Here is a 23063-nt window from a genome sequence, read left to right on the forward strand (position 1 = left end):
GAAAAAATCACAAGTTTTTTTAACCAGTAAATCAATCACAAACTCGCTGTAGTTCCTCAACTGTATTTAGGGTTTTGATAGCCTGTTGAATTACTTTTAATCGCTGTAAATCTGTGATTTGGTAAATGATTGGCATTAAATCTAAGCCAGGAGTCCCAAATTTAATCTCCAGTGCCAATTCAATACCTGAATATAATTCCTCTCGTCGTCCGCGTTCTTCTCCGCGTGCTTCCCCGCGTGCTTCTCCGCGTGCTTCTCCGCGTGCTTCTCCTTCACGTAAAATTTCTTGATACCAAGGCGACTCACGCAACACAGCCATATCCCACCTCATGATTTCTTGGACTAGGGCACTCTCTATTACAAACGTAGCAAAAAAAGCCAAAACTGTTTCAAGTTGATTTAATTGTTCATCCTGACGCAGAATTTGCAAGGCTTCTCGAATTACAACCTCGTTTTCACCGCCTTTGAGAATGGGTACAAATGGAATTAAGGATGGTAATGGTGTCTCAAAGACAGTATTTACATCAACTTCCCATAGGTTAATCACCCGATAATCTTGAGTTGCTCTTAAACCTGCAACATTTGATGTATATGTTGTAGGTATGTCTGTGTTACTTCCTTTAAGAATGTTGATTAATACTGGATAGGTAGGTAAATTATATTTTTCTTCAGCTAGAGCTGCATAAGCACGCATCCGTCGTGGCATTTCCGGTTTATAGCGCAGTTGTAATTCATTGACAACTAGAAATTTTCCATACTGCGGATTCTCGACACGGATAAGTACATCACTTTGTCTACTAACCCACTGAAATTCTGAGTTGAGAATTTCACCTACAATAACATCGGGAATTTGTGTTACCCATTTTACCCAGTTATCAGGAGCAAGACTGATTAGGCGTTTAGTGCTGATATCAGCAGGTTTAGACATAAGCAAGTAGATAAGTTTAGATAATCGCTACTGCACTTTTAATTAGACTACCACTGAGCGTAGACATAGCGATCGCCTAAATATTTCTGTCTCAAAATACAAAAATAAACCAATATTACAGTAGTTATTTCTACTTCAATAACTAACTGTATTCAATTTAAAAAATGAATTCTACTTCTCATAAAATACAACACCCTGCACTTTAAAAGTACAGGGTGGAAAACAGCGATAAGGATGATTCCCAGTTTATATTTACCTCAAAGCCAATCTCGATAAGCTGATATTTCATTTACGCTGATTTCAAACGGCGTTCCTTTACCGAATGGCGGATAAACGCGGATTTTACCATTGCTAGCAAACCGCTCTAACCTATTACCCAACTGGGGAATATTGCTGACAATATGCCAGTAAGATACTAAGTCAGGGCAATCAATAATTAATGTGAGGATGCTAGCATTTGTTGTGAGATACCACTGACAATTAGATAACAGGACTCGCGTAATGCGATCGCAGGCTAGATAAAAGCATCTGCCAGCAGACTGTTCTAACTCCATTTGCAGCATTCCATCCTGTTTTGTTACCTCAGCGGGAGGTAAATCATCGGGAGGAAGCTGGTATAGTTTAGAAGACATAATTTCGCACCTCTTGGTTGTAGCGCGTCAAACTCTCTAGGTTTTTTTGCAAATCCGCAGACGAGGGTTTGAGTGCTAGCGTACCTAAATTTAATTCGTCCTGAAATTTCTTGATTCTGTCTCGACAAGTCTCCACATCACCGATAATTGAATTCTCAATCAAATAATCTTCATCGAAACAAATATTTGTGCGGTCGAATGGTTTTTGGTTGGGATTCGCACTATTTTGCAATACTTCAGCCGAATTAGCTTTCATTTTCTGGCTAAATTTGCGAACGAAAGGTAACGCTTCACTCACCGCCTCATCGTATGTTTTGCCAACAAAAAAGAAGCGTGCCAGCACTAAGTTTTCCGCACCACTAGAATTTAAGGCTCGATATTTGGTAACAGTATCCTTCAATCTGTGTAGGGAGAATGGCGGCCCACCCATCAAGCTGAAGGAATGTTTAGCAGCAAATTCGATACCGTCATCACCGCCAGTGGCAACATACACTGGTATTTGACTCTGCAATGGTTTTGGGTAAATTGTTAAGCGATCGCATTGATAATATCGCCCATTAAATGATACATCAGTTTCATATAAGAGCTTTTGAATCAGTGCGATCGCCTCTAGCATCTTGGGACGGGCTTCACTTGGGAGGGTCGCAAAATGCTTGTTTTGTTGGGGAAAGGGGCCGCCTTTGGCAACTCCAAATAATAATCGTCCATTGCACAGGTTATCCAAAGTGGCAATATCTTCCGCCACCCGAATCGGGTTATGGAATGGCAGCAACACCGCCGCAGTGCCTAATTGGATAGTTGAAGTCAATCCCGCCAAATGTGCCATTAACACCAACATAGACGGGCTGAGATTAGATTCACTAAAATGGTGTTCACTCACCCACGCTTCCTCAAAACCTAAGCTTTCTGCCTGTTTTACCAGTGCAACTTGCTCAAAGATGGCACGACGAGCATCTTGGTGAAAATTATCGTAATTGCAGAAAATTCCAGTTTTCATTACTTGCGTTGATACTTTGTATTCACCGTAGGTGCTGGTTATTCTAGTGGTCGATAGGTTTGTAGTAAGCACAAAGCGTGCTTAAATATTTGAGGAATAAAGTCCTCTCTACAAAAGAATTTACCCCTCTCAATTAATGCGATGAATCACTAAGTTGCAACCCACTGCAACTCCAACCATAGACGTGGGTTGTTCTCTTTGACCTTCGACATCGGATCGCGCAACAATCGCTTGGCATTCATACAGACAACCTGGATTAAACCCATGTTGTCTGCAACTTCTCTGAGTATTTCTTTTTGAGCTTGCACACAGGAAATCATTTCGTCAGAGCAATAAATTCCTATATATTGCAAACGTCTAGCAGGTCGTCCCCAAAAACAGGTGATGACTTTCACATAACACCCATCTAGCAATTCTCCAACTTGCGGGTAGTAATGGTTGACGACTCTTGTGAATTCTTTGGCTAAGATATCTTCAGCAATCATTGGAACTGATATTTCTGTAGCGTCCATCACGCTATTTAATATAACATAATTTTATCAATTAAATATGACAAAATAGCTTATTAAGCTTAAATAAAAGCTTAAATATTACATAAAAAAAGAGGTGTGCCTCATTTGGCATCACCTCAAATTTGCGTAAAGCATCTTTATACAATTAACTCTTGTAGGGTAGGCCGAAAAGCCCGTTTATATGGCGGGCAAGATGCCCACCCCACAATATTGGATAATTTTTTCTTGGATTTTCCTAATCGCCAGGTATATGTGTAAAGGTGAGATGCTCCCAAATCCTATGATGTTGAATTCCAACTTTTGAATTTTAATTATTAGCGAGCATTGCGTTCACAAACTAAGACCTCTGCGATGATTTCCGGTACATTTATAAAGTCCGTAAATCCTTCAGAACCACGAATTGGTGAAATAAATGTATAGTTTGGATCGCACACTCCAGTGTCATATACTTGAATAAACCACCGATCGGGAAATCCTTCTATACCTAGTTCCACAGTGTACCAACTCTCGCCAATCAGACGAGAGCTAAAAATTGTGAACCACTCTCTGTTCTCTTCTGAAATATTCCAATCTGCCATCAGCAGTTCTAAAGCTATTTGTCCTGCATCCGTTGAAGTCAACAGCATTTTTACTCCTTACTTGCAACTTCAGTATTTGCAACTTCAGTACTGGGAACTTCCGGGTATAAACCTAATTCTTTAGCTAGCTCACGCGCCACAAAAAATAAAAATTGGGCACCATCTTGATTGCCTTCATGGGCAAACATAGTAGCTACTTGTAACATTGTTTCTACTAAACCGGAATCAATCAATTCGGGTTTAGATTCCAAAACTTCTGGTTCTTGACCATTAGGACATCTGAGTAACTCATCAATCAGATTAAAATACAGGCTTTGGCGTTGTTCTTGGTCTGTCATGGTAATTTTCTTGATTTTAGTAAATTGTGAATAAGTTACTGTTCGATACTTTGGTGCCACAGCCTTTCCAACATTTCAACTTGTTCTTTTAAAACAGCAGCACGATGAACTAGATATCTGTCATAAAAAAGAATCCCTAACCCAACACAAATCGGGGTTAATAAGAAGAACCATTGTAGGATAGTGGCAAATTTATATTGTTCAGCAACAGCAAGCATTTGATGAACCACATTACGATCGGCGGATTGAATGCTAGTCTGAGGGGAATGTGTACCCTCTGTTTGGGGAGCCAAGGCGGGAGCATCTGTAGTTGTGTTGTTAACTTCGTAAGCTAAATTCTGAGATTTTACTAACTCCAGATGTCGCTCCCAAACGATACCAAATACTACTAATTCTGGTGAAAGCACTGCTAATGTAACGACGCAAACTGTAAGAACATTTAAAAGTTTGGCTTTCATCTTGGCTCTCCCTTGCTAGGTAGTATGCACCCAGTAAGAAAATATCTTTTGCTGTTTATCTAAAGTAGTTATATAATTTCTACCTCTCAAACAGTTTTGATATTAAAATATGTGTAATCGGTAATTTTTACAATCATTAGTTGCCAGTTATTTTTCTCGTTACTACTGACTACTGACTAATAAAAAGTTACCACCCTTTTTGCAAAACATAGGATTATTCAGTCAGAAAAAACGCACTTGATTCGGGAATCTGGTTTCTTCTTACTCTCAAAAGGGAGATTAAGAAGTCCCCCCTAGTTCACTAAGCTTTCGCTCAGGAATGTTGGGGGGTAGAGGGGAATCTCTGCGTAAATCCTATACGATTTATATCAGCCGCTCTCCACCAAACAGTTTACCCCAGCCCTGTTAAGATTATTAAATTCATTAGAGTAGTACTCAAAGCCTGTAATCCGCACCTGATAAGTCTGATAAAAATTCATTGGGGTATGGGTGCTAGTGTTTTTCAGACGGGGTTCTAGTATTTTCGAGGTGGGGTTCTGGAGTTTTTGCACTCAATCTCAAAGCAATGTAGGCAATGGTTAAAGACTGTTTTAGATGTAATTTGGGATTGATAAAATCTGCACTCAAAAGAAAATATCAATGTCTCTTGATAAAGATAGACTAATAAATTAGAAAAAGCAATTAAATATTTGGAAAGTAAATTATATTTCCAGAACAAAGAGAAAATAATTTAAAAAATATTCATATATACAGAATTATAAAAATTTAATCTCAACCAAAGAGACAATAGTTAGCAGTTCCAAATGGTAAACTAGAAGAATAGTGAGCTAGCCTCTTATAAAGTGAGAATCAATGGGAATATCTCATAAAAGTTCTTCCTAAACTTTCATATTTTGTGGTTTAGTTAGAATACATAGTATATGCACTCATTGACATTAAACAACAAAATAAATACATCAAAGCTTATTGTTATAAGTAAATACTCTGTACTAAGATTTAGGATTTTAGGGGTTAAATAATGCGGATTGCTCAAGACATAACAGAACTGATTGGACGAACTCCTTTAGTTCAACTGAACAAGATTCCTCAAGCTGAGGGAGTAGTAGCAAGGATAGTTGTTAAATTAGAAGGGATGAACCCGGCGGCTTCGGTGAAAGACCGCATTGGGTTAAGTATGGTACTCTCGGCGGAAGCTGCTGGTTCAATTTCCCCAGGAAAAACCATTTTAGTTGAGCCTACTTCCGGTAATACAGGTATTGCTCTAGCAATGGTAGCAGCAGCGCGTGGCTATCGTTTAATTTTGACCATGCCAGAGACTATGAGCCAAGAACGACGCGCTATGCTCAGGGCTTATGGTGCAGCTTTAGAGTTGACACCAGGTGCTGAGGGAATGCGGGGAGCAATTCGCAAAGCCGAAGAAATTGTGGCTAATACTCCTAATGCTTTTATGCTGCAACAGTTCCGCAACCCTGCTAACCCCAAAGTTCACCAGGAAACCACCGCTGAAGAAATTTGGACAGATACAGACGGGGAAGTAGATATCGTCATTGCTGGGGTAGGTACTGGTGGGACGATTACTGGGATTGCAGAAGTACTTAAGCAGCGCAAGCCGACTTTTAAAGCGATCGCAGTTGAACCCAGCAATAGCCCAGTCCTCTCTGGTGGTGAAGCTGGGCCACATAAAATTCAAGGTATTGGGGCTGGATTTATCCCAGATGTCCTCCGTTTAGAATTGGTTGATGAAGTAATTAGAGTCAGCGATGAACAAGCGATCGCCTATGGGCGACGTTTGGCAAAAGAAGAAGGCTTATTATCTGGGATATCCTCTGGTGCAGCTTTGTGTGCTGCAATTCAAGTCGGTAAACGTCCAGAAAATGCCGGACGTTTAATCGTGATGATTCAGCCTTCCTTTGGCGAACGTTATCTCAGCACACCCATGTTTCAAGATTTGTCTTTAGAAACTGCTGGCGTGCGTTAGGCAAATAGAGGGACAAGAGAGCAACGAATCATCTCTGTCCTTCTCATTTGGCTCTTATATAAATTAATACAACTTACTTTTTGAGTTACCTTTTGAGGTGCGATCGCATCCCATATTACGTTATTAGTGCTTCTAACTCTTTGACACTCCCACAGCTGCGTAAATATTGCTACGCTCATTCCCCCTAAAAGCAGTGGGATTCTTGTGCGGAATTTGCTTATGTCGGGTTGCCCCTATTACAGGTCTTACAGTTCATGCCTACGCAATTATAGATATAGTGCTTCTGGATTGAGTGCAATACAGACCTAACAAAAACAGCCCTTACCCTGACAAAAAGATTTATTTTATCGAAACTCTTGCTGTCTCGGTGGGTAAAGATTAACATATCTGTGGGCAGAAGCAATATCTCGTTGAATCAACCACAACAATAGTGAAAACCTTGCGCTGTCTATTTTTAATCTTGTTTAGCACCAGTTAAACTTATCTGCATATAGTGACTTAAGACCATTACCTGCTAGGTTATAAATCAAGCACAGACTATACTATAGAAAATTTAGTCAAAATTCTTTACAGCTTTAAAATCAGAGGTATCAATGATTATAACTAATTTTAGCAAACAAAGAAATGAATTTAAGGAATCGAAAGTACTCAAAGCGAAACCACATTGGCAAGGGCAAAATTTGAGCGATACTGCTGTCAAAGGTAAAGATACCAAGATGCGAGATCCTGCACCTGATAGTTCGATTTTGAATAACTTAAATCGTGGTCGAGTTGCTATTTTTATTGATGGCTTAAGCCTGTTCCATACAGCCTTACAACTCGGCATAGAAATTGACTACGTTAAATTGCTTTGTCATTTAACCAGTGGTTCCAGACTATTGCGTGCTTTTTTCTATACTGGGGTTGATATCAGTAATGAAAAGCAACAGGGTTTTCTTTTGTGGATGCGTCGCAATGGCTATCGCGTAGTGGCAAAGGAACTGGTTGTACCAGCAGAGAATTTCAAAAAATCAAATCTGAACGTAGAAATTGCTGTAGATATGATAACTTTAGCTCCTTACTATGACACAGCGGTTTTAGTCAGTGGCGATGGAGATTTAGCTTATGCGGTGAACGCTGTCAGCAGAATGGGGGTTCGGGTGGAAGTAGTCAGTCTGCAAACAACGACTAGTGAAAGTTTGATTGATGTTGCTGACTGCTTCATTGATCTTGATAGTATTAAAACACACATTCAAAAAGATTCTAATCTTGGCTATAGTTACCGCACGTCGTCAAATTCAAACCTCTAAGGATCGTGGATTTAATAACCTGTGTAGGTTGGGTTGAGTCTGCGAAACCCAACATCTCTGGGGCGTTGGGTTTCGTGCCTCAACCTAACCTACAAAAGTCGATGTTATTTAATTCTCATTCCTAATTAAAAAGAGGTGGAGAGTGGGAGACACAGGAACGCATAAAAGATATCTCTGTGTCCCCGTGTATTTCCTGTGCAAATTTTGCTCGACCCTATATTTCAGATGGATATTTTAATAGTTGAAGATGAACCAGAAATTGCTCGTTTAATCGAACTATCTTTAGAAAAAGAAGGATTTTTTTGTCGCACTAGCCGCGATGGCATGAATGCTTTGCGGATGTTTCAAGAGCAACCACCGGATTTAATCATTCTAGATTTAATGATTCCTGGTTTGGATGGGTTGGAAGTTTGTGCCCGAATTCGCCAGAAACCAGGTGCAAAAGATCCTTACATTTTAATGCTCACGGCTAAGGGTGAGGAAATAGATCGCGTCATTGGTCTATCTACTGGTGCTGATGATTATATGGTCAAACCCTTTAGCCCCAGAGAGTTGGTAGCTAGGGTGCGGGCACTATTACGGCGTAGCCTCCGCCAAGGGGGACAACACCAAGTCAATCGTACCCAACACTTTATTGTTGATGTAGACCAGCGCACTGCCAGTCGCCAGATAAATTCTCAAGAAGTTGAAATTTTGGACTTAACTACCCTAGAATTTAACTTGCTAACCACCTTTGTCAGTAATCCTGGTCGAGTTTGGAACCGGACTCAACTAATTGATAAACTTTGGGGAGATAATTTTTTTGGCGATGAACGAGTGGTAGATACTCATGTAGCTCGGTTGCGAAAAAAGATTGAACCCGATCCGGCAAATCCGACTTTTATTAGAACTGTTGTTGGGGTGGGCTATAAATTTGAAGATCTTCTGGTAGCGTAAATGTTATGAAGATGGGGCTGAGAGGACGGCTATTTTTCTCCCATTTAGTAGTAATGATCGTGGGGGTAGCTAGTCTGGTGAGCATCAGCAAAATCTCTTCCCCCCGCTTATTTGTCTTGCATTTGGAAGGATTAGAGAATCAGGGGTTCGACTTAATCGATGTCCGTGCGGAATTGGTTACAGGATTTGAACTTGCTTGGCAGCGCAGCACTATTTGGTCAGTCTTAGTCGGTACTACTGCCGCCGGAGGATTGAGTTACTGGGTGTCCAGACGAATTATGCAGCGATTGACCGAGATGGAACAAATCACCCAAAAATTTGCTGCTGGTCAAATGGATGCACGACTACCTGTGTCTGACATTCCAGAACTAAGTGGACTGAGTGCTAGTTTCAACCGAATGGCTGCCAGTTTAGAAGGGGTAGAAGCACGGCGGCGAGAAGTAATTGGGGACATGACCCATGAACTACGTACACCATTAACTGTGGTGCGCGGTTACTTGGAAGAACTGGCTGATGGGGAAATTGAAGCATCTCCTGAAATCTATCGGCGTTTAGCGAAAGAAACTAGGCGCTTAGAGCGATTGGTGAACGATTTACAAGAATTATCTAAGGCAGAAGCAGGTTATCTACCAATTAATATCCAACGGGTAAATTTATATCCGTTGTTAGAGTCATTAGTGGAGAAATTTACCGACCAACTATTAGAAGATGGGCCAGTTATGCTCTTGCAATGTCCATCAGTGCTACCTCCTGTATTGGCAGATATTGACCGCACGGAACAGGTATTGGTTAATCTGCTAGGTAATGCAGTTCGTTATACTAACGAAGGTTCAATTACCATTACTGTTGGGATTGACGCATCTCAACTCTGGATTGCGGTTAGTGATACAGGCATTGGTATCGCTCCAGAAAATTTGCCTCATGTGTTTGAGCGCTTCTGGCGAGCCGACCAATCGCGCGATCGCCATTCGGGAGGTACTGGTATTGGTTTAACTATTTCCCGCCGTTTGATTGAATTACAAGGCGGTCAAATTCAGGTTGAAAGCGAATTGAAAGTTGGTAGTACGTTTCGCTTTTTTCTGCCTTTGGCTTGAGTTGAGTTTAACCCTCTTTCAAGAAACAGAAATGTTTCTTTACATCCATTGGGAATGTGATCGCTTTCCTTGGGCGCTTTTATCACTCTCGGCAAAGTATAATTAAGGGCGAGTGCCTCCGGCACGCTACGCGAACGCAAAAACACTAGAAAGAGAGTATGGTTGAGCCTCGCCCACCCGCACCCACAGTAAAATTTGTGGACGAATACTGCCAGTTGTATCAAAACCTCTTTCCAGAAGTTATACCATTTCTTTGTGAGGCTGCGCCAAACCCTTTTAACTTCTTTCTTTGTGTCCAACTCTTACGAGACGCTGCGCGAATGCGTCCTTCTCCCAAGGGGAGACGCTAACGCGAATGCGGTTTGTTTCTCTTTCTTATTTCTTGTACTTCAATATGGTTTAGCGCATCTTCATACAGAATTGGTATTAGAAGCTTTGAAGCTTTTAAGTACCTACATATGGGATGTGTTTCTGATATAAAACGTAAAACTCTACCGGAAATAGCGAAAATTTTAGGGCTAGAAAATCATCAAGCATCTCAACTGCTTTGTTGCAGCTTCAAGGCAACTTTTGATTTGGGAGGGAAGGAGTTAAGCACAAAATTTAATTGACAATGGTGGTTATAACTTCACAACTTAAGGAGGTTTGGTGATCGTGCAAAGTCGGATATGATGCATGATAGAAATTTTGCGACAAGGAGTTGGAGTTCGCGCAATTAGAGCGTAGTTGTGTCCAGCAAAGATAACAATACCCAACTTTGGTATTCTAGAAATTAGAGAATGCGAAAACTTTCTGGAGAAATTAGATTATGTCACAGTCATGCAATTTTGATAGCAAAGCACGCACATCTAACTTAGTTTCGTTTAAGTTAGAAGACATTCGACTTCAAGTGGAGAATAAGGAAGTTGTTGATGTTACAGTTAACTTGGATTATATCGATGGGCTGAATCCAAGTGAATTAAAAAATGTTGTACCCATTGCTAATAATATCAAAGATTACTTGACTAATTATCCAAATAATCCTAATAACTTATTTGAAGTTATCAATCGCAATCTCACCAATAAATTGCTAAATGATGAGAATCTAGGGCTTTCTAAAATATTGGACTCATTGAGTGTTAATTTGGATGTGTCACCAAAAGTTATTCCTTTCCCATTTAATAATACAAATACTCGTACCTCAGATGGAGACATTAACGATATTGTCTCGTTTCAGTTAAAAGATATTCAGCTTGATGTTACAAATAGAGAGAATGCGGATGTCACCATTACCCTTGATTATATTAATGGAGTAGACCCTAGTGACTTTAAAGAAGTCGGAGTGATAGCTGATCAAGTCAAAGATTATTTAACTAATTATCCAAATAATCCCAATGACTTGTTTGAAGTCATCAATCGCAATCTCACTCAAGAATTGCTAAGTGATGACAATCTAGGGCTTTCCTCCGTGCTAGACTTTTTAAGTGTGAATCTTGATGTCGCACCAGCCATTATTCCTTTCCCATTTAATAATACAAATACTCGTACCCCAAATGGCGACATAAACGATATTGTTTCATTTCGTTTAGAAGACGTTACATCTCCAATTGATGGTGGTATAGTTACCGATGTCACTGTTAATTTAGATTATGTTGATGGAATCGACCCAAGCGCCTTAAAAGATGTCATACCCATCGGTAATTACATTAAAGATTTCTTGGCAAATTATCCAGTAGAAGCAGGCTTGTATGAAGTCCTCAATCGCGACCTTACCCAAGGGTTACTAAATGATAGCACTATAGGACTATCTGGGGTGTTGGGCTCATTAAGCGTTAATCTGGATGTGTCACCAAAAATTATTCCTTTCCAATTTGACACCACAATTACCCGCACAGCCAATGGTGATATTAACGATATTGTCTCATTTCAATTAGAAGATATTTTACTTCCGATTGATGGTGCTAGTGTTGCTGATGTCGCCGTCAACTTGGATTATATTGATGGAATTGACCCAAGCGCATTCAAAGATGTCATCCCCCTTGGTAATTTCATTAAAGATTATCTCACAAATTATTCTCATCCCAATGACTCTTTTGAAGTCGTAAACAACAATTTAGGCAATGCATTGCTAACTAATTCTAATCTAGGACTTTCCTCAGTGTTAGACTCACTAACTGTTAAGTTAGGTGCATCACCAGGTGTTATTCCTTTTCAATTTAACAATACTGTCACCCTTACCCCAATTGGCACTACAATCTTTGGAGGAAGCGAATTTACTACGATTTTGTGATATCGACGGTGTAATAAACCGGGTTTTGCTATAACCCGGTTTGGCAAATTCCTAAGCAGCTACAGCTTCTTCGTAAGGAACAAACGTTTTCTTCGTAGCACCACAAATCGGGCAACGCCAATCTTCAGGAATAGCCGCAAATGGTGTACCAGGAACAATACCCGAATCAGGATCGCCTTCAACTGGATCGTAAATCATTGAACACTGGCGGCAAATCCATTTCTGAGTCGCCGGATCGTTGCTGCCTTGACTGCACTCGCCACTTCATCTAAAGCTTGGAGTGCTTCTGAATACTGACGGGCATAATGGAGAAGGCAGGAGGTTGAAATTTATCTATTGCGGCCTCTCTGGTTAAAGCCTTTGAGATACAAGGGATTGACACAAGGTAGTCATGGCTGTGTCATAGCCAATTGCTAATTTGAAAGTATCCAAAATCTTGGTTTGTTGATGAATGCCAGGATTTTAGAAATGCATAGAGTGTAACATTATGTCTACTTTTATTTTGGCTGCTTTTTTGGTTAGTTTACTCAGTGCTTGGGGTTATGCTGCGATCGCCTACCTGTTCCCTCAAAATCGTTCATTAAAATAATTCGTAATTCGTAATTCGTAATTCGTAGTTAAGAATTGAATTACGAACTTGTACTGAGCGTAGCCGTAAAGCCTGCGGCATAGCTACGCTTCGGGCACAGCCTCTCGTAGAGAAGTATTAGTAATTAGTTAATCTCCTTTCGCAATAATTCTGGAATCTGAGAAGGGCGTTCGGCTACTGTAACTTCTGCTTCTTTTAAAGCGGCTAATTTACTTTGGGCTGTGCCAAAGTTAGGATCGCGTCCAATAACCGTTGCTAAAGTCCCAGTTTGACGCCAACTTTTTCCTGGCGGTGCAAGTCTACCTGCAATGTAGGCAATTACTGGTTTATCAATTGCCTCAGCAATGTACCGCGCTGCTGCTTCTTCACTACCACCACCGGGTTGACCGACTAAAACGATCGCTTGTGTGGTTTCATCTTCATCGAGAATTTGCAGCCATTGCAAAAACGAGGAACCAACGATCGCATCACTACCAATACTGACACTAATCGACTGCCCTAAACCTGCTTTTGTTAATTCGTAAGCAATTTCGTAGGTGAGGGTGCTGCTACGACTAACGATTCCCACTGTTCCAGGGGTATAAAATTCGCTGGGTTGAGTCCCTAAGAGAATTTTTCCCGGTACGATGATCCCCGGACTATTTGGCCCGATTACCAAAGTTTCACAAGCTTCGGCTTTGCGGAGTAATTGCACCATATCCAAAGGCGGCACACCAGCAGTAATAATAATAATCTGGCGAATCTTAGATGCGATCGCTTCTAATGCCGCATCCAATACGTCGTAAGGATCTACACAAATAATTGTTGTGTCAATTGCCCCAAATTGTTCTATTACCTCCTCTACTAAATCAAATACTGGCAGTCCATGCAGTTCCTGTCCGCCGCATCCAGGATTGACACCAGCTACTAAATTTGTGCCATAAGCTTTCATTTGAGCAACATGAGTGCTTGATATAAATTCACAAAAGCCTTGAATTAAGACTTTACTTTCTGGCGTTAGGTTCATAAAAAATTACCGTAAATTTGGCAACCCAGCGCCTTCAACCACTGGGCATATTGATTCAATTTTTACTGAAATTCCAAAAACTAGTTTTGAAGCCGAGTGTTCCAAAAGTCAGAAAACGCGCCTCTAGATAGGAATATCCAGTTTGAATGTACTATATAATTTAGTTCCAAAAAGCAAAGCTTTACTTGATTTGAGCATCAAATTCAACAATTTATACCTGAAGGTAAAAACTAATAATTTTTGATTTTTGAATTGGAACAAAATGACATTCACTATCTTTTATTAGCCGTTGGTTTAGCAAGGAGAACTGCTGCTGCAACTGCCTCATCTAAATTTTCTACCACGACGAGCGCATCGGTGTGGGTTTTTAGTGTTGTCAAATATTTTCTCGCAGTGTTAAATTCAGAACCCGCAAGACGGACAACTAAGGATGGAAAATTAAGCTGTCGCCGAACTTTACTACCATTAGAACGTACAACCTGTGATTGAAGTTCGCTGTTGTCTTGCTGCACAACTCTAGCTATAACTTCAGCCACTTCCTCAGTTTGCGGAATGCTACCCAGAAAGTTAATTAGTATTACTTGAATGCTTTTATCAGCCTCCAGCATTTTCAAACCTGTTTCTAGGCGATCGCGGAAGGTAGTTGGTGTAGTATCTGTAAGGAAAGCATGACGTAGATTCAAACAAACACCTGGGTTGCCACCAGCATTCGCAACTAAATCTAAAGTTGCCATCACTGAACCAGTACCATTACCTAAAATACCGATTTTTCCATGCATTTGCACACCATCCCAGTCACCCAAAATACCGTTAATTTCAGTAGTGGTATGACGACTGATAATTTTTGCTGCCATCTCGGCCAGATCGGGATGACGCTTGATCGCCCGTTCGTTGACCCTGACTTTACCATTAAGGGCCATAACTTGACTAGTAGTACTGACTGCCAAGGGATTAATTTCGACTAAATCCAGGTCTTTTTGGACAAATAAGTGGTACATCTTCTCCACAACGCTGCTTACCGACTGCATCAGCGTTCCTTGCAAACCCATTTTCAAAGCCAATCGTCGCGCATAAAATGGCGAGAATTCCTGTTCCACAACAACATGGTGCATTCTTTCTCCAGCCGATTCCCAATCGATGTCTGCTTCTTTGCAACCTAAAAGTACCGGTCGGCAGACAGCTGTATCTAAAACTACTGCTAGATAAAATTCTTGGTTGGCGTCGTATCTAGATTCTGCCAGTACAACTTCCGGCAATTCGCCCCATATTGGTAAACTAAAGATATTTTGAGCAGCTGCTATCGCATCGATAGTTGTTTGGGCAAACCTGACTCCGCCCGCTTTTGCCCGTTCTGCTCCGTGGACTTGAGATTTCAGTACAATTGGAAAGCGAATTTTTAACCGTTTCAAATCTGTAGGATGGTCAATTCGTTGGGAAGGCAATACCGGAATGCCTATCTTTGCAAACCATTCTTTAACTTGGTACTCTAATAAATCCATTGATACACCTTGTATTGACACTTTCCAAGATTTTGGTTATTCCTGTCTTGATATTTTGCAGCACCTTTATTGCAGAATTAACCTTTTTGCAGCTATAAAAACTTATTTTTCACGGATCAATTTTATCGAATTCAGCAAATGAAGCATATTAATTTTGATAGTCAACTTGTTTGTGCCGGAGCCACAACACATAATTAATCTCCTCAGCAAGTTTCCCAGCATAGAAGATAACTAGCTTTTTTGTCAAAACCCTCTGACATAGCATCGTTTTCTTAACCTTTAGATAATTTGGTAAAAATTGCTCTGCAACTAGAATTTCGCAAAGCAGTAGCTTTTGTGAATTTAATTATCGCAAAGTAATGCAGTGAAAATACTCAAGCCTTCTATTATTCCCATTTTTTATTTGTAATTTATATCTGAAGACAGATTATTTAATTTTGCATCTAGTGCTGTAAAAATGTATTGTTACGAACAATATTTACTTTTTTAATTTTTGGTGAAAAGTCAGAATTTGTGTTAGAAAGTTGGTCGTTCAGATTCTCAGGCTGTGGTTGGTTAAATTGTGCATTTGCATTCAACAAACCTAAAAAGTTCATTTCATCCCCTTAAAGATAATCAAAACTATATAGAAGTTCAGCGGGAAAGCTCTATGAAAGTAGCAGTCCAGCAGGAAGATTTACAGCTTTTAGCCAAAACTTTGCAAGAACAATTACTTGTAGAAGTCTCAACGGCTGAAGTCTTCGAGGTTAAGTGCGTCGTCAATAAAGGCGAGTTAATGATTTTAACGCAACACGCGTCAGATGTAATCGTTGACGCTCAACTAATTTTTGCAGTCATTGAGGAGGTACTTCAGTCTCTAGCACCCCACAAAGAGCAGCGGGTGCAATGTTTCCTCAGAGTTTTTGGCGAACAACTCCCTTATACTAAATGTTTCTTGGCATTGAAGCCGACGGGGGGATGGGTAACAGAGGGAGATGAGGAAGTACAAGGAGATGAGGAGGTAATATCCCCCTCATCATCTCTGACATATTCTCCATTAATCAATGAGAGCGAAGAAGAAGAAGAACTGTTTGATCCGTTTGCAGATGTGCCGAATTTGTCGGCTTCAAAGCCAGGATTTCAGGTCAAACCTATCCTACTGGGTGCTGTGTTGGTGGGAATTATAGTTTTAGGCGGTGGTGCTTACTTATTGACTCGCCCTTGCGTGATGTCTGAGTGTAAGGAAATACAAAATGCCAAGCAATTAAAAACAAAATCTCCGCAACTGATGCGCCGCGCCAAGTCTGAAAAAGAATTAATCGCTGTACAACAGCAACTTGCAGCAGCCAGCACAGACCTGAATGTAATTCCTAGTTGGTCGCCTCGCTACCAGCTGTCACAGGAACTAAAAGCAAGTTTGTCTGGACGAGCAGAAAAAATCAATCAGGTGGTCAAAGCTTTGCAAATGGCATCTTTGGCGACACAAAAAGTTCAAACTCCAGCATCTAGCTTAGAAGAATTACAAACTAGGCAACACTTATGGCGACAGGCTATAGCGCCACTAGAAAGTATAAGTTCCAGTAGTGAACTTTATGGGCTGGTGCAGGGTAAATTACTGAATTATCGTGTTCGTTTGCACGCTGTAAATCAACAGATATTTATTGAGGAAAAATGGCTGAAAAAACTAACGGCGGCAAAAGGTGTAGCCGTTGCAGCCCAGAAGCGGGAAACTGCTGCTAAATCCTTAAATGACTGGCGAAAGGCGCAGTCTACTTGGCTGGTGGTAATTAATGCCTTGAATACCATTCCCCGAAATAGCGTTGGATACCAAGAAGCCCAAAAGCTGTTGGTAGATTATAAACCTAAGTTAGTATTAGTACGCGATCGCGCTACTAAAGAACAATTAGCTGTTAAAACCTACCAACAGGCCTTTAGCACTGCCAAGCAAGCCAAAGTTTATGAACAACAAAACCAATGGCAAGCAGCGGCGATATATTGGGAACAGGCTTTGCAAACTGCTAAAAAAGTTCCCCAAGATAGCTTGTACTACACTCAGGCTCAGTCTCTCATCGAACCCTATTCATCTGCGCTCAAACAAGCACAAGAAAAACTACAAGTTGTTAGTAGTTTGCAACAAACCCGCACTGACTTGGATAAGACCTGTACTAATGGAATTCGGATTTGCACCTTTAGTATGGACAATGCAGAAATTATTGTCCGACTAACCCCTGAGTATGACCAAATCAGGCAAAATAACTTGGCTAATCCTTATTCTAAGAATTCGGATACTGCTGTTGATGTTACCAATCACTTGCAAATCTTACGCGAAGCCCTAGCCGTAATTGGTGAAAATGCCAATCTATCCCTTTTTCTTTATGATTCCCAAGGTCAGGTAATTTATACGCGGACTTTAGGCGGGTAAGTAGCATCCCCAGTGAAGTATAAGTGCTGATTCGTAAAGAAAATCTTAAGGATACTCAACTTCTTACTAGGTCTGAGTTTCAGCGAATAAGTGCTTTATTGACTCAAATTCTTGAAACCCTTACAAGACAAGTACTTTACTTGAGTTTACAAATTAGCTCTAAGCCTGGGTATTTGGCTACTATCCCAAATTTGTCCATTTGACCGATTATCCTTGGAGTTGCTCCATAACGATTATGATTTTCTGGCACATCAAGGCGTGACTTTCTCTCGTTATATTGCCTATCGCAGTCCTCGTCCCAACTTACCGACTGTTGAGCAGCTCAATGTCTTGTTGATTTCTTCTGGGGCAGGTGATAGAAGGCTGGGGTTACAATCCTTACCTGCTCTTGAGCGAGAAGCGATCGCCCAAGGACTGCAACAAACCAAAAATGAAGGGTTAATCCAACTGGAAATTCTCGCTCCTCCAACATGGAATGCTCTACGAACACGGTTGCTAGAAGTTCCTCACGTTCTCCATTTTGATGGTCACGGTTTTTTTGGAAAGCGCTGTAACCTAGCAGGATGCCGGAAAGCTTATAAGCAGAGTGCAACTCATTGTGAATGTGGTGCGCCACTAGGAGAAGCCCAAGGTTATCTAGTGTTTGAGCAATCTGATAGCACTGCCGACTATGTAAGTGCTAAGGAACTTGGTGAACTGTTGGGTAATTTGGAGCGTCAAGAGCAACCTACTTCAGATCGGGGAGTTGCATTGGTAGTTCTCAGCGCTTGCAGAAGTGGAATGTCTCGTTTGAGTGAAACTGTCTTTAATGGTGTAGCTCAAAAGCTGATTGGTCAAGGTATTCCGGCTGTAGTGGCAATGCAGTATTCTGTCCGCGTGGATGCTGCTAGTGCTTTTTCTAAAGACTTTTACAAATCACTTGGGTAAAAAGAGCCACTGGCGATCGCACTACGCCGAGGACAAAGGGTCAGACAGTTTTTAGTTTCCCTGGCTCGTCAGTTAAATTGTCGGACTCTTCCCGAAGCGTTAAGGCTGATGGCTAACCAACTTCAAATGATTTTTGATGCGCTATTTGACCACTCCGACTCCTTTTGCCCAATGCCTGTGAGTCCAATGGTCGAGTGAGAAAACTTTTTCTATCCCGACAATTAATCCACCCTGCCCTCAATGGAAGAGGTTATAAAAAAAATCGTTGAAAAGCTTGTTAAATAAGGCTTTATTTAAAAAGCGGGCGATGGGACTCGAACCCACGACGTTCACCATGGGAAGGTGACATTCTACCACTGAATTACACCCGCAGATTGCTAAGATAAACTTATACCTAAAATTAACCATACCACTATTTACATCTGTTTTCAATTGGCTAGAAAATACACTATTTTGACAACTACTGATGCATGAGTCCTGTGGCTGTTCAGATTAGGAAATTTTTTAGCTAGCTGATGACGGTACTTACTACCATATTTAACTAAAGAACAATGTCCTCGCCTCGCTCCGTGAAGCGAACCTCTTTAATATTCCATTGAGCATTACTCGTTAAGGTTTTGCGGAGACTGCCAAACAGAGCAAACTGTTCACAACTAGAAAGAGAAGTTATTTGCCGCTTTGACTCAGGAGATATGCGTAAATCAACTGTAGCAATGCCATTTTTGATGTTGACACGATACCCAGACAAGCTAAAGTCGCTTGTATCGCGTTTTTCTAAGATTTTACTCACGACATTTGTCACTGGTTCCTCAGCTGGTACTGAAACTTTTTCTGGAATTAGTTTTTGACACTGGGTATCACTTGTGTATAGTGTTACGGTAGTTGTTTTGGCAGTGGCAACCTTAGAAGTTGGTGAGGAAGGCGCATTTTCCTTAGAAGATTCTTCATTAGGAGATTTTTCTCTCAACTGAGCTACGCTAGGAATTTGGCTGGGAGCCTGAGAAGGTAGGCTATTCGTCGGTGATGTGGTAGGGGATGGCGTTTTGCTGTCTAAATTACTCGCGGTAGGATTAGAACTACAACTACCAAGGCTCAAAACCATTGTCACAAAAATAGGGGGTAAAAAATATCTCTTGATTGTGTTCATAAATTTTGCTTATAAATGTTGTTGTTATCGATTTCAGTGTCGTTGGTATCAATTCCGTATAAATTCGTGAATATTGAGCCAGTCCCTAAAGTGTCAACCCAAAATCTCTTAAAGTCAAATTTTATACTATCTACCAAAATTACAACATTTGTTATTCAAGGAGTCATACATATCCGACAACAAGCCACTTTGTGTCTACGTCAATCCCAAAAAGCTTGACTAAAACAAGTAGGGATACAGTAAACTAGAGAATTTCTGCAACTAGTAGCACTGCATCTACGTCTGCTGCTCGTGCTAGATAAATTTGGCAACAGTAAAATCAACTCCTTGTACAGTATGGATAAGTTGTTCTGCCTTAGTAGAAAAACTTGTGCTTTTAGATTACTGATTAAAAGCAAATTACTAGTTTTCACTACTTTTTTGCTTAGTCAATTGCTGTACTAATAATTGTACTCCCAAAGCCAATAAACCAATTGCCACTATACCAAAAATCCCGCTACCTAAAGCAACTACACCAACAACCAGAGTGCGGACAGCAGAAGAAATCTTCACTACCAATGGATTGATTGAATGGATCGGTTTACTAGCAAAATTTGTCGCGATCGCAATCATCAGCGAATACGCTGCAAATCCCATTCCTCCAGAAATCACCGCCCCAGTAAAACAGCGTAATGGACTAGCTGTTACCTGTTCTTTAGCATCTGTTTGCGGCGTTAGATTTTGGTCATTCATAATATTTAGATTTTAGATGTTAGATTTGGGATTGAAACATTAGGAATAACTATTTTCATCAGCTTGTTGTCATTCAAATTGCATCTTTGCGTCTTTGCATTTTTTTGGCGATTTTAACTATGCAACTCAAAAGCTCATCAGCTTATTGCCCATACTCTATTAACAATAAAGATTTATTTAAACTGAAGATGCCACCTGAATACCATGTGTAATTGTCCGAGTCACAAACAATTCTAAGTCTTCATCAAGAATTGCTTCCCTGACTTGCAGTTTCACTTGCTCTGCCTGCTGCTGAGACTCAAAAAGAGCAAATACTGTTGGCCCAGAACCAGACATCATTGTTCCTAAAACGCCTTCCTGATTAGCAAACACTTCTCGCAACTGCAAGACTTGGGGATAGGCTGGCAATACCACGCGCTCTAAATCATTGTGCAGTTTTTGGGCAATTTCTCTTGTATTTTTATCCAGGATCGCTTTTACTATTTTTCCTGAATGAACTGCATTAGCACGTGCTGCCAAGTTGTCACTATCTCTAATATAAGAGTGACCAAACTGCTGTCGATAGGTTTTGTATGCCCAAGGTGTGGAAACTTCGAGACTGCGGTATTTCGCCAATACTATATATATGTTATCTAAACTCGGCAGGGGAGAAAGTTGCTCACCCCTACCTGTTGCGATCGCAGTTCCACCCGCCACACAGAACGGTACATCTGAACCGAGTGTACCTCCCAACTCCTCTAATTCTGACTGAGTTAACCCCAACTTCCACAGTAGATCTATCCCCACCAACACAGCAGCTGCATTTGTCGAACCCCCAGCCAACCCAGCAGCGACAGGAATCTGCTTGTTGACGGTAATCTCCACACCTCCATATTTAGCCAAGGCTTCGGGAAATTGCCTTACCATTAATTCTGCTGCTCGGTATGCCAGATTACTTTTATCTGTCGGTACTTGTGGGTGGTTGCAGTGAACACGGATATTGTCAGTGCTGATGGAACGCACATCAATCTGGTCTGCAAGCCCGATACTTTGAAGTATCATGGCTAACTCGTGATAGCCATCGGGGCGATCGCCAATGATTTCCAGATACAAGTTGATTTTAGCAGGGGCAATTAGGCTGTAAGAACGCATTTTCTCGGAGTGGGGAATGGGGAATGGGGAATGAAGAAGGAGAAATGGGAAAAATCTGCCTTGTTCCCTACTCCCTACTTTCTACTCCCAATTCATTTGCTAAAATTACCCATTGCTGAACGCTGAGGTCTTCGGCTCTGGCTTGGGGATTTATTTTTAATTGTTCCAGTAAGTGGCTCAAGCGATCGCGTTCTATAACAGATTGCAAATTATTTCGTAACATTTTGCGCTTGGCACCAAACCCCAACTTTAAGAAATTTTCTAACTGTCGGGGATTAAGTGCTGGTATCTCTATTTTTCGGGGGCGCAATCGCACCACTGCTGAATCGACTTTTGGCGGTGGATGGAATGCGGCCGCTGGGACTGTGCAGATTAACTCACACTCAGCCAAATACTGTACCCGCACACTCAAAGCCCCAAAAGCTTTTGAACCTGATTTAGCATATAACCTTTCTGCTACTTCTTTTTGTACCAGCAACACTATTGAGTCAAATGGTTCGGGATTTGGGTTAGCGATCGTACCCAGTAGTTTCTCAATGATTGGCCCTGTAATATTATATGGAATATTTGCTACTACCTTATTTGGCTGTTGGAAATTGGGAAAGGCTGCCAGATAAGATGGTAAATCTAGAGTCAGAAAATCTCCTTGCAGCAGTAAAAAATTTTCAGTCTTACCAAGCTGCTTTGACAACAGTTGGCATAAGTCGCGGTCTATTTCAACTGCAATCAGAGATTGCACTAAGGGTAATAAACGACGGGTCAGAATGCCAGTTCCAGGCCCAATTTCCAGGACGCGATCGCCTTTGGGGGAGCGATCGCTTTCTGTACACTCAGCTGCTTTAATTATTGCGTCGAGCGCCTTTTCACTTTTGAGCCAATGTTGAGCAAAGACCTTACGCGGTCGGATCATCTGTATTTATTGCCTAGTCTAGTTTTTAGCTTTTTCTCAAAAATTCATTATAAATTTTGAAGCCCTTCTACAGCGCTAGACCCACTGTAACTCCTATCTTCTCTTCCAAAGGCTCCACGAACGTAGTGATGGCGATCGCGATAAATGCCGATACAAGCGTTATTTGTAGAATGGCAGTCTTAAATCGCAAGCTCTGCAACAATTATGCTCTTATATTATAGTTAATTCAGGCGTAGGGATTCAGGATAAATCCCTTCAGAAAGATTACCTCCTGCCTTTTTCCATAATCACTCCACCTGCATCAGATTCCATTTGGAGACAAGCAGCCAGGTTTAGCCACTTCGTTCTTTCGTTCTCGCCTCCTCATGCCGCTTAAGTCATTCTACTGAAAGTAATGCCAGTCAAGTGATTTGCCCATTTAGAAAAAAAAATAAATTTACCCCTTGACAAACTAAGGGATGAATAGTTACTCTAGTTAAGTCGGAAGGCAAAAGACGCCAACGACCGCTGAACCTAAAAAACATAATACTTTGAAAGCTTAAGAAAAAACCAATCCTCGTCAAAAGATTTTGTTTTTGGGAAATCCCAAAAAGACAATCGAAATTATAGATAGGATTCCGGGAAATATTTTTTTCGGAGCCACAAACTCGAAACACAACAAAACGGAGAGTTTGATCCTGGCTCAGGATGAACGCTGGCGGTATGCTTAACA

General features: G+C 41.0%; 20 protein-coding genes, 1 tRNA gene and 1 pseudogene. 7 read left to right on the forward strand and 15 right to left on the reverse strand.

Annotated elements, in window-relative coordinates; genetic code table 11:
* Positions 1–31: 31 nt before the first annotated feature.
* The 7 genes from RMX69_RS23310 to RMX69_RS23340 form a co-directional block, all read right to left on the reverse strand.
* Positions 32–928 (reverse strand): Rpn family recombination-promoting nuclease/putative transposase, encoded by an 897-nt coding sequence (locus RMX69_RS23310; RefSeq protein WP_322638845.1) that lies wholly within the window; start codon positions 926–928, stop codon positions 32–34.
* 257 nt (positions 929–1185) lie between these two features.
* Entirely contained in the window at positions 1186–1560 is a 375-nt protein-coding gene (locus RMX69_RS23315) for a hypothetical protein (RefSeq protein WP_289794999.1), read from the reverse strand.
* A complete protein-coding gene (locus RMX69_RS23320; protein ID WP_289799880.1) occupies positions 1550–2557 on the reverse strand; it encodes an LLM class flavin-dependent oxidoreductase in 1008 nt (335 codons plus the stop codon). Before RMX69_RS23320 ends, RMX69_RS23315 begins: the two co-directional genes overlap by 11 nt.
* Positions 2558–2706: 149 nt before the next feature.
* Positions 2707–3069 (reverse strand): hypothetical protein, encoded by a 363-nt coding sequence (locus RMX69_RS23325; RefSeq protein ID WP_069068421.1) that lies wholly within the window; start codon positions 3067–3069, stop codon positions 2707–2709.
* Between the two features lie 314 nt (positions 3070–3383).
* Positions 3384–3695, reverse strand: a complete 312-nt coding sequence (locus tag RMX69_RS23330; protein ID WP_322638846.1) for a hypothetical protein — start codon at positions 3693–3695, stop codon at positions 3384–3386.
* Positions 3696–3697: 2 nt separating this feature from the next.
* Positions 3698–3985: a hypothetical protein gene (locus RMX69_RS23335; RefSeq protein ID WP_289795002.1), complete on the reverse strand. Its 288-nt coding sequence runs from the start codon at positions 3983–3985 to the stop codon at positions 3698–3700.
* A 35-nt stretch (positions 3986–4020) separates the two neighbouring features.
* Positions 4021–4443 carry a hypothetical protein gene (locus RMX69_RS23340; protein WP_289795003.1) on the reverse strand — a complete coding sequence of 141 codons (423 nt, stop codon included), beginning with the start codon at positions 4441–4443 and terminating at the stop codon, positions 4021–4023.
* 1018 nt (positions 4444–5461) lie between these two features.
* Here RMX69_RS23340 and cysK point away from each other — a divergent pair.
* The 5 genes from cysK (at position 5462) to RMX69_RS23365 (ending at position 12009) form a co-directional block, all read left to right on the forward strand.
* On the forward strand, positions 5462–6421 hold the full coding sequence (gene cysK / locus RMX69_RS23345; RefSeq protein WP_289795004.1) for a cysteine synthase A: 960 nt from the start codon (positions 5462–5464) through the stop codon (positions 6419–6421).
* 593 nt (positions 6422–7014) lie between these two features.
* Positions 7015–7710, forward strand: coding sequence for an NYN domain-containing protein (locus tag RMX69_RS23350; protein WP_194042607.1), 696 nt, complete (start codon positions 7015–7017; stop codon positions 7708–7710).
* Positions 7711–7935: 225 nt separating this feature from the next.
* Positions 7936–8646 carry a response regulator transcription factor gene (locus RMX69_RS23355; RefSeq protein ID WP_289799881.1) on the forward strand — a complete coding sequence of 237 codons (711 nt, stop codon included), beginning with the start codon at positions 7936–7938 and terminating at the stop codon, positions 8644–8646.
* 5 nt (positions 8647–8651) lie between these two features.
* Positions 8652–9740: a sensor histidine kinase gene (locus RMX69_RS23360; RefSeq protein WP_289795005.1), complete on the forward strand. Its 1089-nt coding sequence runs from the start codon at positions 8652–8654 to the stop codon at positions 9738–9740.
* Positions 9741–10548: 808 nt separating this feature from the next.
* On the forward strand, positions 10549–12009 hold the full coding sequence (locus tag RMX69_RS23365; protein ID WP_322638847.1) for a hypothetical protein: 1461 nt from the start codon (positions 10549–10551) through the stop codon (positions 12007–12009).
* 51 nt (positions 12010–12060) lie between these two features.
* Here the strand turns inward: RMX69_RS23365 and RMX69_RS23370 are convergent.
* From RMX69_RS23370 to RMX69_RS23380, 3 genes and pseudogenes are all read right to left on the reverse strand, one after another.
* Positions 12061–12317 (reverse strand): annotated as a pseudogene (locus RMX69_RS23370) (rubredoxin); the annotation flags it as partial.
* A 405-nt stretch (positions 12318–12722) separates the two neighbouring features.
* Positions 12723–13604, reverse strand: coding sequence for a succinate--CoA ligase subunit alpha (locus tag RMX69_RS23375; protein WP_289795007.1), 882 nt, complete (start codon positions 13602–13604; stop codon positions 12723–12725).
* A gap of 272 nt (positions 13605–13876) precedes the next feature.
* Positions 13877–15103, reverse strand: coding sequence for a succinate--CoA ligase subunit beta (locus tag RMX69_RS23380; protein ID WP_322638848.1), 1227 nt, complete (start codon positions 15101–15103; stop codon positions 13877–13879).
* A gap of 649 nt (positions 15104–15752) precedes the next feature.
* Between RMX69_RS23380 and RMX69_RS23385 the strand changes: the two genes are divergently transcribed.
* A complete protein-coding gene (locus tag RMX69_RS23385) occupies positions 15753–17504 on the forward strand; it encodes a hypothetical protein (protein ID WP_322638849.1) in 1752 nt (583 codons plus the stop codon).
* Between the two features lie 219 nt (positions 17505–17723).
* A complete protein-coding gene (locus RMX69_RS23390) occupies positions 17724–18431 on the forward strand; it encodes a CHAT domain-containing protein (protein ID WP_322638850.1) in 708 nt (235 codons plus the stop codon).
* Between the two features lie 299 nt (positions 18432–18730).
* Here RMX69_RS23390 and RMX69_RS23395 read toward each other — a convergent pair.
* From RMX69_RS23395 to rsmA, 5 genes are all read right to left on the reverse strand, one after another.
* A tRNA-Gly gene (locus tag RMX69_RS23395) sits at positions 18731–18802 on the reverse strand.
* A 170-nt stretch (positions 18803–18972) separates the two neighbouring features.
* Entirely contained in the window at positions 18973–19578 is a 606-nt protein-coding gene (locus RMX69_RS23400; RefSeq protein ID WP_289795014.1) for a GerMN domain-containing protein, read from the reverse strand.
* Between the two features lie 402 nt (positions 19579–19980).
* On the reverse strand, positions 19981–20310 hold the full coding sequence (locus RMX69_RS23405) for a DUF3082 domain-containing protein (RefSeq protein ID WP_289795015.1): 330 nt from the start codon (positions 20308–20310) through the stop codon (positions 19981–19983).
* 177 nt (positions 20311–20487) lie between these two features.
* Complete coding sequence (gene ispE / locus RMX69_RS23410; RefSeq protein WP_322638851.1) at positions 20488–21441, reverse strand: 4-(cytidine 5'-diphospho)-2-C-methyl-D-erythritol kinase; 954 nt, start codon at positions 21439–21441, stop codon at positions 20488–20490.
* Positions 21442–21508: 67 nt separating this feature from the next.
* Positions 21509–22351 (reverse strand): 16S rRNA (adenine(1518)-N(6)/adenine(1519)-N(6))-dimethyltransferase RsmA, encoded by an 843-nt coding sequence (gene rsmA, locus RMX69_RS23415; RefSeq protein WP_322638852.1) that lies wholly within the window; start codon positions 22349–22351, stop codon positions 21509–21511.
* Positions 22352–23063: the final 712 nt, after the last annotated feature.

Origin of the sequence: Nostoc sp. EspVER01 (assembly GCF_034530635.1) — a bacterium.
Lineage (GTDB): Bacteria > Cyanobacteriota > Cyanobacteriia > Cyanobacteriales > Nostocaceae > Nostoc.

Excerpts from the sequence above, each read along its gene's own strand:
- RMX69_RS23400 (WP_289795014.1), bottom strand. The coding sequence starts at position 19,578 with ATGAACACAATCAAGAGATATTTTTTACCCCCTATTTTTGTGACAATG.
- rsmA (WP_322638852.1), bottom strand. The coding sequence starts at position 22,351 with ATGATCCGACCGCGTAAGGTCTTTGCTCAACATTGGCTCAAAAGTGAA.
- RMX69_RS23330 (WP_322638846.1), bottom strand. The coding sequence starts at position 3,695 with ATGCTGTTGACTTCAACGGATGCAGGACAAATAGCTTTAGAACTGCTG.
- ispE (WP_322638851.1), bottom strand. The coding sequence starts at position 21,441 with ATGCGTTCTTACAGCCTAATTGCCCCTGCTAAAATCAACTTGTATCTG.
- cysK (WP_289795004.1), top strand. The coding sequence starts at position 5,462 with ATGCGGATTGCTCAAGACATAACAGAACTGATTGGACGAACTCCTTTA.
- RMX69_RS23375 (WP_289795007.1), bottom strand. The coding sequence starts at position 13,604 with ATGAACCTAACGCCAGAAAGTAAAGTCTTAATTCAAGGCTTTTGTGAA.
- RMX69_RS23405 (WP_289795015.1), bottom strand. The coding sequence starts at position 20,310 with ATGAATGACCAAAATCTAACGCCGCAAACAGATGCTAAAGAACAGGTA.
- RMX69_RS23360 (WP_289795005.1), top strand. The coding sequence starts at position 8,652 with ATGAAGATGGGGCTGAGAGGACGGCTATTTTTCTCCCATTTAGTAGTA.
- RMX69_RS23335 (WP_289795002.1), bottom strand. The coding sequence starts at position 3,985 with ATGACAGACCAAGAACAACGCCAAAGCCTGTATTTTAATCTGATTGAT.
- RMX69_RS23385 (WP_322638849.1), top strand. The coding sequence starts at position 15,753 with ATGAAAGTAGCAGTCCAGCAGGAAGATTTACAGCTTTTAGCCAAAACT.
- RMX69_RS23355 (WP_289799881.1), top strand. The coding sequence starts at position 7,936 with ATGGATATTTTAATAGTTGAAGATGAACCAGAAATTGCTCGTTTAATC.
- RMX69_RS23350 (WP_194042607.1), top strand. The coding sequence starts at position 7,015 with ATGATTATAACTAATTTTAGCAAACAAAGAAATGAATTTAAGGAATCG.
- RMX69_RS23380 (WP_322638848.1), bottom strand. The coding sequence starts at position 15,103 with ATGGATTTATTAGAGTACCAAGTTAAAGAATGGTTTGCAAAGATAGGC.
- RMX69_RS23365 (WP_322638847.1), top strand. The coding sequence starts at position 10,549 with ATGTCACAGTCATGCAATTTTGATAGCAAAGCACGCACATCTAACTTA.
- RMX69_RS23340 (WP_289795003.1), bottom strand. The coding sequence starts at position 4,443 with ATGAAAGCCAAACTTTTAAATGTTCTTACAGTTTGCGTCGTTACATTA.
- RMX69_RS23315 (WP_289794999.1), bottom strand. The coding sequence starts at position 1,560 with ATGTCTTCTAAACTATACCAGCTTCCTCCCGATGATTTACCTCCCGCT.
- RMX69_RS23325 (WP_069068421.1), bottom strand. The coding sequence starts at position 3,069 with ATGGACGCTACAGAAATATCAGTTCCAATGATTGCTGAAGATATCTTA.
- RMX69_RS23310 (WP_322638845.1), bottom strand. The coding sequence starts at position 928 with ATGTCTAAACCTGCTGATATCAGCACTAAACGCCTAATCAGTCTTGCT.
- RMX69_RS23320 (WP_289799880.1), bottom strand. The coding sequence starts at position 2,557 with ATGAAAACTGGAATTTTCTGCAATTACGATAATTTTCACCAAGATGCT.